The 16,089-nt window shown below is 69.0% G+C and carries 14 protein-coding genes; 7 read left to right on the top strand and 7 right to left on the bottom strand.

Annotation, left to right across the window (positions count from 1 at the left end; genetic code table 11):
* Window positions 1–37 precede the first annotated feature (37 nt).
* Both HUN08_RS18175 and HUN08_RS18170 read right to left on the bottom strand, forming a co-directional pair.
* Complete coding sequence (locus HUN08_RS18175; protein ID WP_124246143.1) at window positions 38–958, bottom strand: YegS/Rv2252/BmrU family lipid kinase; 921 nt, start codon at window positions 956–958, stop codon at window positions 38–40.
* On the bottom strand, window positions 958–2,592 hold the full coding sequence (locus HUN08_RS18170) for an FAD-binding oxidoreductase (RefSeq protein ID WP_301546799.1): 1,635 nt from the start codon (window positions 2,590–2,592) through the stop codon (window positions 958–960). Before HUN08_RS18170 ends, HUN08_RS18175 begins: the two co-directional genes overlap by 1 nt.
* Window positions 2,593–2,612: 20 nt before the next feature.
* On the opposite strand from HUN08_RS18170, the gene HUN08_RS18165 reads away from it, so the two are divergent.
* Both HUN08_RS18165 and HUN08_RS18160 read left to right on the top strand, forming a co-directional pair.
* The gene (locus HUN08_RS18165) at window positions 2,613–3,260 is read left to right on the top strand and encodes a TetR/AcrR family transcriptional regulator (RefSeq protein ID WP_124246144.1); all 648 of its coding nucleotides are present in this window, start codon (window positions 2,613–2,615) and stop codon (window positions 3,258–3,260) included.
* A complete protein-coding gene (locus tag HUN08_RS18160) occupies window positions 3,257–4,789 on the top strand; it encodes a glycerol-3-phosphate dehydrogenase/oxidase (protein ID WP_124246145.1) in 1,533 nt (510 codons plus the stop codon). The genes HUN08_RS18165 and HUN08_RS18160 overlap by 4 nt, the downstream gene beginning before the upstream one ends.
* A gap of 21 nt (window positions 4,790–4,810) precedes the next feature.
* On the opposite strand, the gene HUN08_RS18155 is transcribed toward HUN08_RS18160, so the two are convergent.
* Both HUN08_RS18155 and HUN08_RS18150 read right to left on the bottom strand, forming a co-directional pair.
* Window positions 4,811–5,212: a YccF domain-containing protein gene (locus HUN08_RS18155; protein WP_124246146.1), complete on the bottom strand. Its 402-nt coding sequence runs from the start codon at window positions 5,210–5,212 to the stop codon at window positions 4,811–4,813.
* Between the two features lie 35 nt (window positions 5,213–5,247).
* Window positions 5,248–5,769: a hypothetical protein gene (locus HUN08_RS18150; RefSeq protein WP_165353378.1), complete on the bottom strand. Its 522-nt coding sequence runs from the start codon at window positions 5,767–5,769 to the stop codon at window positions 5,248–5,250.
* Between the two features lie 92 nt (window positions 5,770–5,861).
* Between HUN08_RS18150 and HUN08_RS18145 the strand changes: the two genes are divergently transcribed.
* Window positions 5,862–6,968 (top strand): aminotransferase class V-fold PLP-dependent enzyme, encoded by a 1,107-nt coding sequence (locus HUN08_RS18145; protein WP_124246148.1) that lies wholly within the window; start codon window positions 5,862–5,864, stop codon window positions 6,966–6,968.
* Here HUN08_RS18145 and HUN08_RS18140 read toward each other — a convergent pair.
* Complete coding sequence (locus HUN08_RS18140) at window positions 6,962–8,248, bottom strand: MFS transporter (protein ID WP_174900955.1); 1,287 nt, start codon at window positions 8,246–8,248, stop codon at window positions 6,962–6,964. The two genes, HUN08_RS18145 and HUN08_RS18140, sit on opposite strands and share 7 nt — an antisense overlap.
* Before the next feature lie 122 nt (window positions 8,249–8,370).
* Here HUN08_RS18140 and HUN08_RS18135 point away from each other — a divergent pair, with 122 nt between their 5' ends.
* The 3 genes from HUN08_RS18135 to HUN08_RS18125 all read left to right on the top strand — a co-directional run bounded on the left by HUN08_RS18135 (window position 8,371) and on the right by HUN08_RS18125 (window position 11,539).
* Window positions 8,371–8,925, top strand: coding sequence for a YqgE/AlgH family protein (locus tag HUN08_RS18135; protein ID WP_301547015.1), 555 nt, complete (start codon window positions 8,371–8,373; stop codon window positions 8,923–8,925).
* A gap of 185 nt (window positions 8,926–9,110) precedes the next feature.
* Window positions 9,111–11,138, top strand: a complete 2,028-nt coding sequence (locus HUN08_RS18130; RefSeq protein WP_124246150.1) for a CocE/NonD family hydrolase — start codon at window positions 9,111–9,113, stop codon at window positions 11,136–11,138.
* Window positions 11,139–11,203: 65 nt separating this feature from the next.
* Window positions 11,204–11,539, top strand: coding sequence for a DUF4333 domain-containing protein (locus tag HUN08_RS18125; RefSeq protein ID WP_124246151.1), 336 nt, complete (start codon window positions 11,204–11,206; stop codon window positions 11,537–11,539).
* A gap of 102 nt (window positions 11,540–11,641) precedes the next feature.
* On the opposite strand, the gene HUN08_RS18120 is transcribed toward HUN08_RS18125, so the two are convergent.
* Together HUN08_RS18120 and HUN08_RS18115 are read right to left on the bottom strand one after the other, a co-directional pair.
* Window positions 11,642–12,625 carry a bile acid:sodium symporter family protein gene (locus tag HUN08_RS18120; RefSeq protein ID WP_124246152.1) on the bottom strand — a complete coding sequence of 328 codons (984 nt, stop codon included), beginning with the start codon at window positions 12,623–12,625 and terminating at the stop codon, window positions 11,642–11,644.
* Between the two features lie 3 nt (window positions 12,626–12,628).
* Window positions 12,629–13,153: an SdpI family protein gene (locus HUN08_RS18115; RefSeq protein ID WP_124246153.1), complete on the bottom strand. Its 525-nt coding sequence runs from the start codon at window positions 13,151–13,153 to the stop codon at window positions 12,629–12,631.
* Between the two features lie 47 nt (window positions 13,154–13,200).
* On the opposite strand from HUN08_RS18115, the gene leuS reads away from it, so the two are divergent.
* Window positions 13,201–16,047 (top strand): leucine--tRNA ligase, encoded by a 2,847-nt coding sequence (gene leuS / locus HUN08_RS18110; protein WP_124246154.1) that lies wholly within the window; start codon window positions 13,201–13,203, stop codon window positions 16,045–16,047.
* Window positions 16,048–16,089: the final 42 nt, after the last annotated feature.

Raw genomic sequence — 16,089 nt, 5'->3', positions numbered from 1 at the left:
ATGTCCGCCGGGAGTTCGCCCCGAAGCCGGAACGCTACTAGCCGGGAAGCAGCACGTGCGCGGCACCCGGGAGGGTGTCGAATGTTGCCGGCAACTTCCCGACGATGTCCCCGTCGACGGAGATGAAGGCGGGCGGGTCGGATTCGACGCGCACCGTCGCGCCGCGCGCGGTGCGGACCAGCGGGTGATGCACGTGGGTGCCCTTGAACACCGTCGGCATCAGGCGCAGCAGGGTGCCGCGCCCGACCTCGGGCGACTTCGTCGCGATCGTCACGTCGAGCAGGCCATCGTGTACGTCGGCGTCGGGGGTGATGAGCATGCCGCCGCCATACGACGTGGTGTTGCCGATGGCGGCGAAGAGCACGTCGCCGTCGACGACACCGCGCCCGTCGACGGAGACGGTGAAGTGGCGCACCCGCAGCTTGGAGATCTCCCTGATCGCGGCGACCAGGTAGCGCGCCTGCCCGCGGGGCCAACGCATCTGGTTGGCGCGGATCGTCACGTCGGCGTCGAAGCCGGTCGCGGCGACGGTGACGAAGAGGACGGTCTCCCCCGAGTCCATCCGCACGCGTCCCAGGTCGAGGGCGCGGGAATGACCGGCCGCGATGATGTCGACGGCGCGGGGCAGATTCTTGTGGGGGATGCCGAGGGTGCGCGCAAGGTCGTTTCCGGTGCCGGCCGGGACGATGCCCACCGGGGTGTCGGACCCGACGGTCGCCGCCGCCTCCAAGGCCAGGCGGATGCTGCCGTCGCCGCCGACGGCGACCAGCGCGTCGATCTCGTCGTCGGCGACGGCCTCTTCGGCGAGCCGCCGCGCGTCGTCGAGATCACGGCCGGCGACGAGCCGCACCCGCACGCCGCGCGCATGTAGCAGCTGCTCGACCTGGGCGGCGATCGCCAGCCCGGTGCCTTTGCGGGCGAGCGGGTTGGCGAGGATCGCCAGGGATCGGATCGGCATCAGACCAGTTTGCCCGGGTTGCAGACGCCGGCGGGGTCGACCGCGGATTTGACCGCGGTGAGGATGTCCACGCCGAGGGTGCCGATCTCGTCGGCCAGCCACGGCTGGTGGTCGCGACCGACGGCGTGGTGATGCGTGATGGAGGCCCCGGCGTCGACGATGGCCTGGCTGACCTTCTTCTTGGCGGCCAGCCACTGGTCGAGCGGGGTGTCGTCCTGGCGGTAGACGACGGTGAAGTACAGCGATGCGCCGGTGGCGTAGGTGTGCGAGATGTGGCACATCACGACGGTCGGCTCGGGCAGCGCCTCGGTGAGGGCGGCGGTGACCGCGGTCTTCAGCTTGTCGAGGTTGCTCCAGGTGGTGACCGTCTCCAGCGTCTCGCAGCCGACGCCGATGTCGAGCAACGCATCCCGCAGGTACGGGCCGGAGAAGCGGCCGTGCTCCCAGGTCTTGGCCGCCGCCTCGCCGAGCGATTGCCCGCCGGCACCGGCGAAGATCTCGCGGACCACACCGGCGCGGGCCGCGACCGCGGCGGGTGAGCCCTCGAAGGTCGTGATCGCCAGGCAGCCGCCGGGCGGTGCCGGGGTCTCCTCGGCGGCCTCTTCGCCGATCTCGGTGGGGCGGGCCAGGTTGAGCGCGGTCTCCACCTCGTCGGAGACGCGCATGACCGTCGGCATCACGCCCTCCTGCGCGGTACCGCGGAAGGCGGCGGCGGCGTCGGCGAAGGAGTCGAAGCGCCAGGCCTCGTACTCGGTGGCCTCGGGCACGCGGTGTACGCGCACCGACACCCGGGTGACGATGCCGAAGGCACCCTCGGAACCCATGACCAGCTGGCGCAGATCCGGGCCGACGGCGTTCTTCGGCGACCGGCCGGCCTCCAGCACGCCCTTCGGGGTGACGAGGGTGAGTGCCTGCACCATGTCGTCGAAGCGGCCGTATCCGGCCGACGCCTGTCCCGACGAGCGGGTGACGGCGAAACCGCCGATCGTCGCGTAGCGGAAACTCTGCGGGAAGTGGCCGATCGAATAGCCGCGCTCGCCGAGCAGTTTCTCCGCGTCGGGACCGGTGAGCCCCGCACCGAGGGTGGCGATCTGGGAGACCTCGTCGAGGTCGATGAGGGCGTTCATGCGACGCAGGTCGACGGAGACGGCGGCGCGGAATCTGCCGGCCTCGGGGTCGACGCCGCCGACGACGCTGGTGCCGCCGCCGAAGGGCACCACGGCGACCCCCTGCTCGGCGGCCCAGGCCAGCAGCGCGGCGACCTCGTCGTCGGTCGCCGGGACCACAACGGCATCCGGCGCATCCTGGTTGGATTGTCGGCGTCGCAGCAGGTCGGGCGTCGACTTGCCGCCGGCGCGGACCAGGCGGTCGGCATCGGCGGCCGACACCCAGTCGTCGCCGACGATGCCGCGCAGTCCGCGCAGATCGTCGGCGGACAGGCGACTCGGCGAGACGGCGACGGTCGCCGGGTCGATCGTCGGGAGGGTCACGTCACCGGAGACGCCGAGCATTCCGCGGATCAGCGTGGAGGTGCCCTCGGACAGGGGGGCGGCCAGTTCGGGGTCGCCCCAGGCGTCCCAGCGCATCGGCGGGGCGGGGACTTTGTGCAGTTCGGGGTCAAATCCAGCATTCATGCGATACAGTGTTACACATCATGTCAATTCGTAATGCAGGATCGGGCGAATTCGTCTCCGAGACGGGCACCTCCACCTCGAGCGACGAACTGGGCACCCGCGTGCTCGACGCCGCCCGCGAGGAGATCCTCCGGCAGCAGGGCCGCAAGGTCAGCCTGGCCGACGTCGCGCGCGCGGCCGGGGTCAGCCGCCCGACGGTGTACCGCCGGTGGGCCGACCTCGATGCCGTCGTCCGCGACCTGTGCCACCGCGAGATCACGCGGATCGTCGCGGCCGTGCAGGCGACCACTCCGCTGCGCACGCGCAGCGGATTCGGCGCGGCGATCGACCAGATCGTCCGGGTGGCCGGCGCCATCCGCGACGACGAGCTGTTCGCGCAGCTGTGGAGCACCCGCCCGGACTTCTGGCAGCCCTACGTCTTCGACCGCCTCGGCACCAGTCAGCGCAGCCTGCTGCGGCTGTTGGCCGACGGGATCGAGCAGGGGCAGGCCGACGGCTGGGTCCGTGACGGCGAACCGGACAAGCTCGCCGCCATGGTCCTGCTCATCACCCAGTCGGCGGTGCAGTCGCGGAGCCTCGTCGAACCGATCCTCGGTGAGGAGTGGTCCACCGAACTGCACCGCGCGTTGGCGAGCTACCTTCAAATCCCCGGCGAGGAGAACCGATGACCGTACTGAACGTGACCCGACGACGAGACGACCTGGCGGCGCTCACGCGGCGGACCGAGCCGCTCGACGTCCTGGTGATCGGCGGTGGGGTGACCGGCGTCGGCGTGGCGCTCGACGCCGCGACCCGAGGATTGTCGGTGGCGCTCGTCGAGGCCGACGACCTGGCTTTCGGCACGTCGCGCTGGAGCAGCAAGCTGGTCCACGGCGGCCTGCGCTACCTGGCCTCCGGCGACGTCGGCATCGCCCGGGAGAGCGCGGTCGAACGCCATCACCTGATGACCACGATCGCGCCGCACCTCATCACACCCGTGCGCCAGATCGTCCCCGACTACGGCGTGCGCACCAGCGACCTGCTGGTCCGCGCTGGATTCCTCGCCGGTGACGTGCTGCGCCGCGTCGCCCACACACCGTCGGATGTCCTGCCCGGACCCAAGCGGCTGTCGGCGCTCGAGGTCCTCGCCGCCTGCCCGACGGTGCGCAGGCACGGGCTGCGCGGCGGCGCGTCGACCACCGACGGGCAACTGATCGACGACGCCCGGCTGGTCACGGCGATCGCCCGCACCGCCGCGGGGTACGGCGCGCAGATCCTCACCCGGGTGCGTGCGGTGCGCGCCGACGGCGGTGGCGCGGTCTTGTTCGACGAGGTCGACGGCGTCGAGTTCGCCGTCGCCGCACGCTCGGTGGTCAACGCGACGGGCGTGTGGGCCGCCGGAATCGACTCGACGCTGAGCATCCGCCCCAGCCGCGGCACCCATCTCGTCTTCGACGCGGAGACCTTCGGCAATCCGACGGGTGCGTTGACGGTGCAGATCCCCGGCTCGACCAGCCGTTTCGTCTTCGTCCTCCCCGAACAGCTCGGCCGCGTCTACCTGGGGCTGACCGACGTGGATGCCGCCGGGCCGATCCCCGACGTCCCGACCCCGGACGACGAGGAGATCGACTTTCTCCTCGACACCGTCAACACCGCCTTGGCGATCCCGGTGACCCGCGCCGACATCCGCGGCACCTACTCGGGTCTGCGCCCGCTGATCGACACGGCCGGCGGCGACGGCGGATCGCTCGCCGACGTCTCCCGGCGCCACGACGTCCGGGTCACTGACAAGACGATGGTCAGCGTCATCGGCGGCAAGCTCACGACCTATCGGCAGATGGCGCAGGATGCCGTCGACGCCGCGGTGTCCGCGGCCGGGCTGACCGCGTCGGCCTGTGTCACGACGTCGGTTCCGCTGGTGGGCGCGACTGCGCCGCGCGGCGTGCACACCGATGCGGCTGCTGTGTCCGGGCTACCCGCGTCGCTGATCGCCCGCTTCGGGGCCGAGGCGCCGCGCGTGGTCGAGGTGGCGACCGTCCCCGATCCCCTCGCCCCAATCGTCGACGGCATCGACGTGACCCGCGCCGAGATCGAATTCGCCTTCACCCACGAGGGCGCACTCACCGTCGACGACGTGCTTGAGCGCCGCACCCGGATCGGGCTGGTGCCCGCCGATGCCGACCGTGCCCGTCCCGCCGTCGAGGAGATCGCCGGCTGACCACTCCCGTGGAGCTGGCCGTCAGGCGTTGACGGTGACCGCGCGGTCGGAGCCGGTGGGGACGATCTCCACGCCGAGCGGCATGAGGGAGATCGGGACCATCTTGAAGCTGGCGATGCCCAACGGGATCCCGATGATCGTCGCGCACATGGCGATCCCCGCGGTGATGTGGCCGATGGCCAGCCAGATCCCGGCGACGATCAGCCAGATGATGTTTCCGATCAGCGACATCGTGCCCGCCGTCGGCTTGCGCTCGATGGTGCGGCCGAACGGCCACAGGGCGTAGTTCGCCATCCGGAACGACGCGATGCCGAACGGGATGGTGACGATCAAGATGCAGCAGACGACGCCGGCGAGCGCGTAGCCGATCGCCATCCACAGTCCGCACAGCACCAGCCAGATGATGTTGAGGATCGTCTTCATCCCCCGAGTATGCCCGAATCCGGGAGACCCGGTCGTCACGGTTTGCGCTGCCGCACTTCGTCGATGACCCCGTCCCCGTCGGAGTCGACGAGCGCGGTGTCCCACACCCCGTCGCCGTCCGTGTCGACGCGGAGCTCACCACCCGGCCCCGGCCCGCTGACCAGCGTCGCATCGGGTCGGCCGTCCCCGTCGAGATCGATCGGTACCGACACCCGACCCGGCGGCGGTGCTGGCTTCGGCGGCTCGTCGGGTGCGCCAGGGGGTTGGCCGCCGATACCTGTTGGAGCGGGCGCAGACACCGACCACGTCCCGTTGCCGGTATCGGTGAAGAAGGCGTCGACCACCCCGTCGTCATCGAGGTCGAGTGCGGCGAGGTCGGCGATACCGTCCCCGTCGAGGTCGACCATCAGATCGTCGACCAGGCCGTCGCCGTCGAAGTCGAGGCGTACCGAATCGAGGCGGCCGTCGCCGTTGAGGTCGACGTCGGCCGGTGCGTACCAGGTGTGGGTGCCCCCGATCCCGGTGCCGAAGGTGTGGGCGATGAGCGACGGGTCCATATTCCTTGGACGCAGCCCGCCCCCATTCGGTTCCCGCACCCGGGCACGAGGTGGTCTCCGAACCGCCACCGGGCGGGGATAGATTGGGAGACATGTTTCTCAGCGAGCTCGGATCGGCTTGGCACGCCGCGCGCGTCGAGCCCGAAATCGTGGCATGGGACTCGGCGTCGGCCGGTCGCTCGTCGAACGCGGTCATCGAGACGGTCACCAACCACCTGTGGGAGGAGTCCAAGCAGGGCTCGTATGTCGCGATGGACGCCGCGGCCGCCGAACTCGACCGCGGCTCGCGCGAACTCGCCGCGCTCCTCGGCCACCACGCGGACGAACTGTTCTTCCGCGACACCGCCAGGGCCGCCCTGCGCGCCCTGCTCGGAGTCGCGAACCTGCCGATCGCCAGCACGGTGTGGGTGGCGCGCAACGAGTTCGGGCCGAATCTCGTCGAATTCGAGCGTCGCGGATACGCGGTACACACCCTCCCCAACGTCGACGTGTACGGGCACGTCGACACCGATGCGTTGGAAAACATGCTGCAGTTCGAGCAGCCCGATTTCATCCACGTCTGCCAGATCGGATCCGGCAGCGGCGTGGTCCAGCCGGTCGCCACGATCGTCGAGATCGCCCACGCCGCCGACGTCCCCGTCGTCGTCGACGTGGCGCAGGCGGTCGGTCACGTACCCACCATCACCGGTGCCGACGTCGTCTACGGGACCAGTCGCAAATGGCTCACCGGTCCACGCGGCGTGGGATTCGCTGCGGTCCGCCCCGACTCCCGGCTGCGCATCGACATCGCCGAGGCCGACGCGGGGACCACCGGCGGCTTCGTCGCCGGTCGCCTGGGTCTGGGGCAGGCGGTGTCGGAATTGATCGAAGCGGGACCGCAGAAGGTGTTCGACGAACTGGCGGCCATCGGTGCGGCGGTGCGCGAGCGCCTGACCGGAATCGCGAGCTGGGAGGTGGTGGAACCGGTCGACGAACCGTCGGCGCTGGTCACCCTGGCTCCCCCGCCTGGTTTTCAGACCGCCGACGTCGTCGCCGCGGCCGCCCATCTGCGCAAGATCGGCCTGCTCGTCACACCGGCCGGGCCGGAGCGCACACCGTTGATGCGCGACGACGCGGTGCTGCGCCTCTCCCCGCACCTCGACGCGACGCGGGAGGACCTGGACCACCTCGCCACCGCGCTGCGGACGATGGGCTACTGATCGGAGGTCCGCACCCGATTCGGGTCGGCGGGCTCCCGGCGGCGCTCGTCGATCGGGGCCACTTGGTCGACGAGGCGGCGGCGCACCACTTCGGCCAGCGCCGAGGTGTAGATAAGTGCGCCGACGATGATCAACACGGCGGCATGGCCGGTGGCGGGGACGAGCAGCGCGGCGGCGAGTGCGGCCGCGATGAAGGTCAGGTTGAATACCGCGTCCTGGATCGCGAACACCTCGCCGCGGGTGTCGTCGGCGATGTCGAGTTGCATGGCCAGGTCGCCGCACAGTTTCACCGTCTGCCCCACCCAGCCGATGATCGTGACCGCGACGACGAGAATGTTCAGGTTGAAGGTCAGCAGCACCGTCTGCGCGCCGATTCCGACGGCCAGCGATCCGGCCAGCGTCCACGTCCGGCCCAGGTGGTGTACCGCGACCGGCGTGGTGAACGCGGCGAGGAGGGCCCCCAGGGCGGTGGCGCCGACGAGCAGCAGGAAGCGGCGCAGCCCGGCTGACTCGCCCGTCGAGTTCGCCAGCACCAGCAGGACCAGCGTGTTGATGCCGAAGACCGCCCGATGCGCGCCGATGGCCCCGAGGACGAGGGCCACCGACGGTGCGCCGATGATGGCCTCGACCCCGCGCTGCACGCCGTGGCCCACGTGGCCCGCGCTGCCCGAAGCCGTCGTCGGCGGATCGTCGACGAGGTCGGGACCCAGGGCCCCGGCCGAGAAGGTCAGTGCGAGAAGCGCGGCCAGGAGGCCGAGCGCGACCGCGACCAGCATCACCCAGGCGGCGCCCGTCGTTCCCGCGCCGAGGACCATCCGTGCGCCCGCCGCGATTCCCACGCCGCCCATCAACGCGACTCCGCCCAGCGTGGTGAAGACCGCGTTGAGGGTGATCAGCGATTCCCGATCGGTGACGTGCGGCAGCGCGGCCGACATGCCGGCCGCGACGAATCGGCTGGCGCCCATGACGACCAGGGCCGCGCCCAGCACGACGAATTGGCGCAGGCCGGCGAGCAGCAGGCCGGCGGTGACGACGATGAGCACGCTGCGGATCACGTTGGCCCACAACAGGACGACGCGGCGATCCCACCGGTCCAGCAGGCCGCCGATCAGCGGACCGACCAGCGAGTACGGTCCCACCAGCACCACCAATGCACCGGCCATCGCCAGCGGCGAGGCTTGATGTTCGGGATTGAAGGCGATAGCGGCGAAGAGCGCGGCCTGGAACACCCCGTCGGCCGCCTGGCCGGCCAGTCGAGTCGCGAGGAGCCGGATCAGCACCGTTCAAGACTACCGACGGGACCTGTGTGCCATGTCATGATGAAAACGTGGGCGGTGACGATTTCGAGGAGCCGAGGGCCGGGACCGGCGGTGGTGCCGACGGCCGCTTCGGCACGGCCTCGATCCGGGCCGGGACGTTGCTGATCGCCTCCCCCTCGCTCACCGAATCCTCGTTCGCGCGCAGCGTCGTCTATCTCATCGAGCACGACGAGGGCGGCAGCATCGGGGTGGTGATCAACCAGCCGTCGCATTCGGCCGTACACAACCTGCTGCCGCAGTGGTCACCCTTGGCCGCGAACCCGAAGGCGCTGTTCGTGGGCGGCCCGGTCAAACGCGACGGTGCCCTGTGTCTCGGCGTCGCCCAGCGGGGCGCCGACCTGCGCGGAGTCACCGGGGTGATGACCGTCAGCGGGCGCGTCGTCCTCGTCGACCTGGACGCCGATCCGACCGAGCTCTCGCCGCAGCTGGTGGGGGTGCGAATCATGGCCGGGTATGCCGGATGGGGTCCCGGTCAGCTCGACGACGAGTTGGGCGAGGACAGTTGGCTCGTCGCGTCGGCGATGCCCGACGACGTGCTCGCCCCGGCCGGCACGGACCTGTGGGCGACGGTGCTCCGCCGCCAGCCCTGGCCGCTGCCGTTGCTCGCGACCTACCCGATGGATGTGACCGCGAACTAGTGCTGTTCGCCGACAAGGGCGGACGGGACTTTTCGGGCAATTACCGACCCGCTCTTGATCCTGTCAACTACCTGTGAGTAACCTACCCCACAGTAAGCGGGTCGTGTGACCCATTCCCTGGCCGCCATCCGGATCGTCAGGGCACAGCACGTTCGGATCACGGTGTTTGGGACAGGAGCCTCGTCATGAGGAAACGTTTGTTGGCAGTTAGCGTGTGCGCGATTGGAGCCTTGTTCGCGCCGGTCGCGACGGCCGGGGCGGCGACGCCGGTCGGGCCGAGCGGGGGCAGCGCCGGGAGGGCATGGGCCCACACCAAGGACAAACAGCAGAGATATCCCACGATGCACATCGACTGGGATGTGCCCATCCGGATGAGCGACGGCACCGTCCTCAAGGCGAACGTCTACCGGCCCGGTGACGCCGCCAATCGGCCCGTCCCGGTCAAGACGCCGACCATCGTCAATCTGACGCCCTACACGAAACTCGTGTCGACGCTGGCCACCGCGACCATGCAGAATCCCATCCTCGAGCCGATCACCAGGCAGATCATCGACATGATCAACCTGCGCGGCACGCCGATCGAGGGCCTGGGCGACATCCTGAAGGCGACGACCGGCGGCGCGTTCCGCTCCTTCACCGTCGACGAGGCGATGGTCCGCTCCGGCTACAGCTACGTCGTCGTCGACGTGCGCGGCACCGGCTTCTCGCAGGGTAAGTGGGACGTCTTCAAGCAGCGTGAGCAGAAGGACACCCTCGAGGTGATCGACTGGGCGTCCAAGCAGCGCTTCTCCAACGGCAAGATCGGCATGACCGGCATGTCGTATTCGGCGATCAACCAGATGTACGCGGCGAACCAGAACCCGGCGGCGCTGAAGGCGATCTTCCCCGTCGTGCCCGGCGGCGACCTGGTGCGCGACATCGTCGCCCCCGGCGGCGCGCTGGGCGCCGGCTTCCTGCCGATGTGGCTGGCGCTGGTCAACGGGACCAAGATGGTGCCGAACGTCGGCTCGATGTTCAACGGAACCTTCGACTGGAAGTGGCTGGCCGACCGCATCGCCGACCCGCTGACCTTCTTCCCGCAACTGATGGCGGCGTTGTTGACGCCGGACATGGCGTCGATCCCGCCGGATATGAAACGACTGCTCGTGCCGGGGTCGGTGGAGCGTCGGGGCTGGCTCGACCACGCCGACCGCATCAAGGTGCCGACGATGATCGTCGGCGGGTGGTTCGACCTCTTCACCAACAGCGAGGTGCGGATGTTCAACAAGATCCCACTGCCGTTGGGCCAGAAGCAACTGGTGATGGGCGAGGCGTACCACATCACGCCGGGTGCCGGGAACGGTAAGCCGGGCACTCCCCCGCGCCTCGACGTGCTGCAGCGGGCCTGGTACGACCACTGGCTCAAGGGAATCGACAACGGGATCGACAAGTACGGTCCGGCCACGCTCTACCAGATGGGCAACAAGTGGATCACCGCGCCGGACTTCCCGCGCCCGGGGATGACCCGTCAGCGGCTCTACCTCTCGGATCGTCCGAGCGGGACCGCGCCCTATGCGGTGCGCGACGGCCGGCTCACCGTCGGGAAGCCGCAGTCGCACGGCCGGCTCACCGTCGGACCCGGGGTGCTGACCCTGTGTTCGCGGGACTCCGCCCAGCAGACCGCGGGTGTGACGGCGATCTTCCGGTTCTGCGGCAAGGACAACCGCATCGCCGAACACAACGCGTTGACGTTCACGACGGCACCGGTGCGCACGACGCGCAGCATCTCCGGCTACACCAACCTGCACATCAACGCGATCGCCGACGCGACCGATGCCTACTGGACGGCGATGCTGACCGACGTCGCGCCGAACGGCGAGTCGACGGTCATCTCGTCGGGCCAGGTCATGGCGTCGCTGCGGGCCATCGACCGGGACAAGTCGACCTTTGCGCGCAACGGTGACGTGATCGACCCGTTCTACACGATGTCGCTGCACGCCCGGAAGCGTGTGAAGCCCGGGGTGCCGGTGGAGATCGATCTCGGGCTGCTGCCGACCGAGGCACTGTTGAAGCCCGGGCACCGGCTGCGGATCGACGTGTTCGCGATGAACCTTCCCCGCGGCTTGCCGCTGCGCCCGCTGCTGAACGAGTCGCAGCTGCGCCCGCAGCACATCCAGCTCGATCCCAACCGGCCGAGCTTCCTCAACGTGCCGGTGTCGAAGGAGTTCGGGTAGTTCGTTTGAACCATCGCCGTCACACTCCGGTGCTAGCGTCTGATCGAATCCGAAAGGGGATCGAAATGAAGACCAGAATCGCATGCGGGATCGGCGCGGCGGCTGTCGTCGTCGCCGGCCTGACCGGCTGTCACGTCAGCGCGTCGGCGGGCAAGACGATCAGCCAGTCGCAGCTGGAGTCGAAGGGTAAGGAGGCGCTGCAGGGCCAGGTTCAGGTCACCCTGGACCAGTTCAAGTGCAAGGGCGACTTGGACGCCAAGGCCGGTGCCACCCAGCAGTGCGCGATCTCCTACGACGGCGGGAAGTGGCAGATCGTCACCGCGACGGCGACCGACGACAAGGGTGCCTTCCACGTGAACACGGTGCCGGGAGTCATCGCCGAACCCGACTGGGCGAAGTAAGAACCCCGATCGCAGCGGTGCCGCCGATCGTGACCAGACAGTGGTCGTGATCGGCGGCACTGTCGTCTGTCGGGCCGTCGTTTCTCGGGCGTTGGAGAAGCGCTAGGACTCCGCCGCCTCGGTCTGCTTCGCGTAGTGGGTGGCGAGCATGCTGCACAGGATCAGCTGGATCTGGTGGAACAGCATGATCGGCAGGACGATGATGCCGACCGGGCCGCCGGCGAACAGCACCGTCGCCATCGGCAGGCCGGTCGCGAGGCTCTTCTTAGTGCCGCAGAACTGGATGGCGATCGAGTCGGCGCGGTTGAAGCGCAGGTGCGGCGGCAGCCAGCCGGTCAGAATCAGCATCCCGATGACGAGCACGGTGCACACCCCGAGGACCGCGACGACCTTCCACACGTCGACCGTCGACCAGATCCCGTTGCGAACGCCTTCGGAGAAGGCCACGTAGACGACCAGCACGATCGAACCGCGGTCGACCAATTTCGTCGGTGCGGCGTGACGGGTGAGCCAACCGGAGATCCACGGTCGAGCCAGTTGGCCGAGGATGAAGGGCAGCAGGATCTGGGCCATGATCTTGACGATCGCGCTGCCGTCGATATGGACCCCTGAGCCGCCGCGCATCAGCAGCAGTACCAGGAGCGGCGTCAGCACGACGCCGAGCAGGTTGGACAACGACGCGGAGACGATCGCCCCGGCGACGTTGCCGCGCGCCATCGAGGTGAAGGCGATCGAGGATTGGATCGTCGAGGGCAGCAGGCAGGTGAACAGCAGACCCAGGTAGAGGTCGTGTCCGACGAGGGGTTCGACGATCGGCTTCATCGCGACGCCGATGATCGGGAACACCAGGAATGTGAACGCGAGAATCGTCAGGTGCAGGCGCCAGTGGGTGAGCCCTTCGAGTGCCTCGCGCGGGTGCATGCGGGCGCCGTAGAGAAAGAACAGCAGCGCGATCGCGGCGATGACGACCCAGTCCATGACGTGGGCGAATGCGCCGCGGGCGGGGAAGATCGACGCGACGACCACGGCGGCGAGGATCGCCAGGACGAAGCCGTCGACGGGGGACTTCGCGAGCAGTCCGCGCACGGGTCAGGCCCGAGTGGGCTCGTCGAAGCAGGCGTCGCGCATCTCGCAGGAGCCGCAGCCGCCCGTCCCGGATTCGCAGATGTCGGCCTCGCCCGTATGCGTCGCGCAAACCTGCTCGTCTTCGGAGGCGGCGTGGCCACCGCACCCGCATTCGTCGCCGCACCCGGCGGGTTCCTCGTCGGGTGGAAGGGCGGCGACAGACCGGATGGCGGCCGCGCTCAGCAAGCCGACGAGCACGAGGGCGACGATCAGCCCGACCACCCCGAGAACGATTCCGGCGATCCCCCGCTGCGAGAACGCGAGACCGGCGGCGACGAGCGCCAACATCCCGGTCGCGACGAGACCGGGTGCGACCACGCGGTTGGCGGCGCTGAAGGCCGCGGCGCTGCGCATGGTCTCCTCGCTGCGGATGCCGAAGTAGCGGTTGCGGCGCAGGAGTCCGGTCCACCCGGTGATGCCGAGCCCGATCCAGACGACGCCGCAGACAGCGGCGATCGCCGCCACGAGGTATGCGATAACATCGGCCACGGCTACCACTCTACGTCGTGTGTCAGGTCACCATTTACGCTGGTCGAGTGACTGGAACGAACCCCAAGCCGAACGAACCCGACGCCGCGCACCGGTACACCGCGCACCTCGCGGGCGAGATCGAGTCGCGCTGGCAGGACAACTGGGATCGTCGCGGGGTCTTCCATGCGCCGAATCCGGTGGGCCCGCTGGCCGGCGACGTCAGCGGCTACTCCCCCGACGAGAAGCTGTTCGTCCAGGACATGTTCCCGTATCCGTCGGGCTCCGGTCTGCACGTCGGGCATCCGCTGGGCTTCATCGCCAGCGACGTCTTCGCGCGGTTTTCCCGGATGGACGGTGCAAACGTGCTGCACACCATGGGATTCGACTCCTTCGGACTGCCCGCCGAGCAGTACGCGGTGCAGACCGGCACGCATCCGCGCGCGACCACCGCGGCCAACATCGAGCGGTACCTCCAGCAGATCCGGCGCCTCGGCTTGGGGCATGACGAGCGTCGTCGAGTCGCCACCACCGATGTCGACTTCTACCGCTGGACGCAGTGGATCTTCCTGCAGATCTACAACGCGTGGTTCGACGAGACCGTGCAGCGCGCCAGGCCGATCGCCGAGCTGATCGCCGAATTCGACTCGGGGGCAAGGACTCTCGACGACGGGCGGTCGTGGGCCGAGCTGTCGGCCGAGGAGAGGCGCACGGTCGTCGACGATCATCGTCTCGTCTACCTCAGCAACTCGCTGGTCAACTGGTGTCCCGGGTTGGGCACGGTGCTGGCCAACGAGGAGGTCACCGCCGACGGTCGCAGCGAGCGCGGCAACTTCCCCGTCTTCCGCAAGAACCTGCGGCAGTGGATGATGCGGATCACCGCCTACTCCGATCGCCTGCTCGACGACCTGGAACTGCTCGACTGGCCGGAGAAGGTCAAGACGATGCAGCGCAACTGGATCGGCCGGTCGCGCGGTGCGCACGTGGACTTCGCCCTCCCGGGCGACCGTCTGATCAAGGTGTTCACGACGCGCCCCGACACGCTGTTCGGAGCGTCGTACATGGTCTTGGCGCCCGAACACGAGTTGGTCGACGAGATCGTCGCGGAAGCATGGCCCGCCGACGTCGATGCCCGCTGGACCAGCGGCGCGTCGTCGCCGGCAGAGGCTGTCGCGGCCTACCGCGCGTCGATCGCGGCGAAGTCCGACCTCGAGCGCCAGGAGAACAAGGAGAAGACCGGCGTCTTCACCGGCGCGTATGCGACGAACCCGGTGAACGGCGAGCAGATCCCCGTCTTCATCGCCGACTACGTGCTGATCGGCTACGGCACCGGCGCGATCATGGCCGTGCCCGCCCACGACACCCGCGACTATGAGTTCGCCACGGCCTTCGGGCTGCCGATCCGCGAGGTCATCGGGTCGGAGCAGGGCGTCGCCGAGGAGGCATGGACCGGCGACGGCCCGCTGGTGAACTCCGATTTCCTCGACGGGCTGGCCGTCGATGACGCGAAGACCGCCATCGTCGAGAAGCTCGAAACGGACGGGACCGGCGTCGGCACCGTCCAGTACAAGCTGCGCGACTGGCTGTTCGCGCGCCAGCGGTATTGGGGCGAGCCCTTCCCGATCGTCTACGACGCCGACGGCAACGCCCATCCGCTGCCGGAGTCGATGCTGCCCGTCGAACTGCCGGAGGTCGCCGACTACGCGCCCGTCGCCTTCGATCCCGACGATGCCGACTCCGAGCCCTCTCCCCCGCTGGCCAAGGCGACCGACTGGGTGACCGTCGAGCTGGACTTGGGCGTCGGGGTGCAGACCTACACGCGCGACGTGAACGTCATGCCGCAGTGGGCCGGGTCGTCCTGGTACCAGTTGCGCTACATCGACCCGACGAATACGGAAACCCTGTGCGCCAAGGAGAATGAGGAGTACTGGATGGGTCCGCGCCCGTCCGTGCACGGCGCGAACGACCCGGGCGGGCTGGACCTCTACATCGGCGGCGTCGAACATGCGGTGCTGCACCTGCTGTATTCGCGGTTCTGGCACAAGGTGTTGTTCGACCTGGGCTACGTGTCCAGTCGCGAGCCGTACCGAAAGCTGTTCAACCAGGGCATGATCCAGGCCTACGCGTACACCGATGCGCGTGGCGTCTACGTGCCAGCCGAGGAGGTCGTCGAGCGCGACGGCAAGTTCTATCTGGGTGACGACGAGGTCTTCCAGGAGTACGGGAAGATGGGCAAGTCGCTCAAGAACTCCGTCGCCCCCGATGACATCTGCCGCGACTACGGTGCCGACACGCTGCGCGTCTACGAGATGTCGATGGGTCCGCTGGACCAGTCGCGCCCGTGGGCCACGAAGGACGTCGTCGGCGCACAGCGGTTCTTGCAGCGCGTCTGGCGACTCGTCGTCGACGAGGAGTCGGGATCGGTGCGGGTATCCGACGCGGAACCGACCGAGGACGACCTGCGTGCGCTGCACAAGGCGATCGACGGAGTGCGCGACGACTTGGCGAACCTGCGGACCAACACCGCCGGGGCCAAGCTGATCGAGCTCACCAACCACTTGACCAAGACCTACCCGGCCGGCGCCCCGCGCTCCGTTGTCGAGCCCCTGGTGCTGATGTTGGCGCCACTGGCCCCGCATATCGCCGAGGAGTTGTGGGAGCGGTTGGGCCACGACGAGTCGCTGGCGCACGGGCCGTTCCCGGTGGCCGACGAGAAGTGGTTGGTGCACGACACGGTCGAGATCCCGATCCAGGTGAAGGGCAAGGTCCGCAGCCGGATCACGGTCGCCGCCGACGCCGACGAGGAAACCGTGCGCACGGCCGCGTTGGCCGACGAGAAGATCGTCGCACTGCTCGACGGTGAGCCCCGCAAGGTCATCGTCGTTCCCGGCCGAATGGTCAACGTCGTCCCGTAGGCACCCGACCCCGCCGAGTGGGCACCTCAACCCCGCCGAGTG

The sequence above is a fragment of the Gordonia sp. X0973 genome, assembly GCF_013348785.1.
In the GTDB taxonomy this organism is placed as follows: domain Bacteria; phylum Actinomycetota; class Actinomycetes; order Mycobacteriales; family Mycobacteriaceae; genus Gordonia.
The sequence above is the reverse complement of the archived record's forward strand: the minus strand, read 5'-3'. Positions and strand labels throughout refer to the sequence as shown.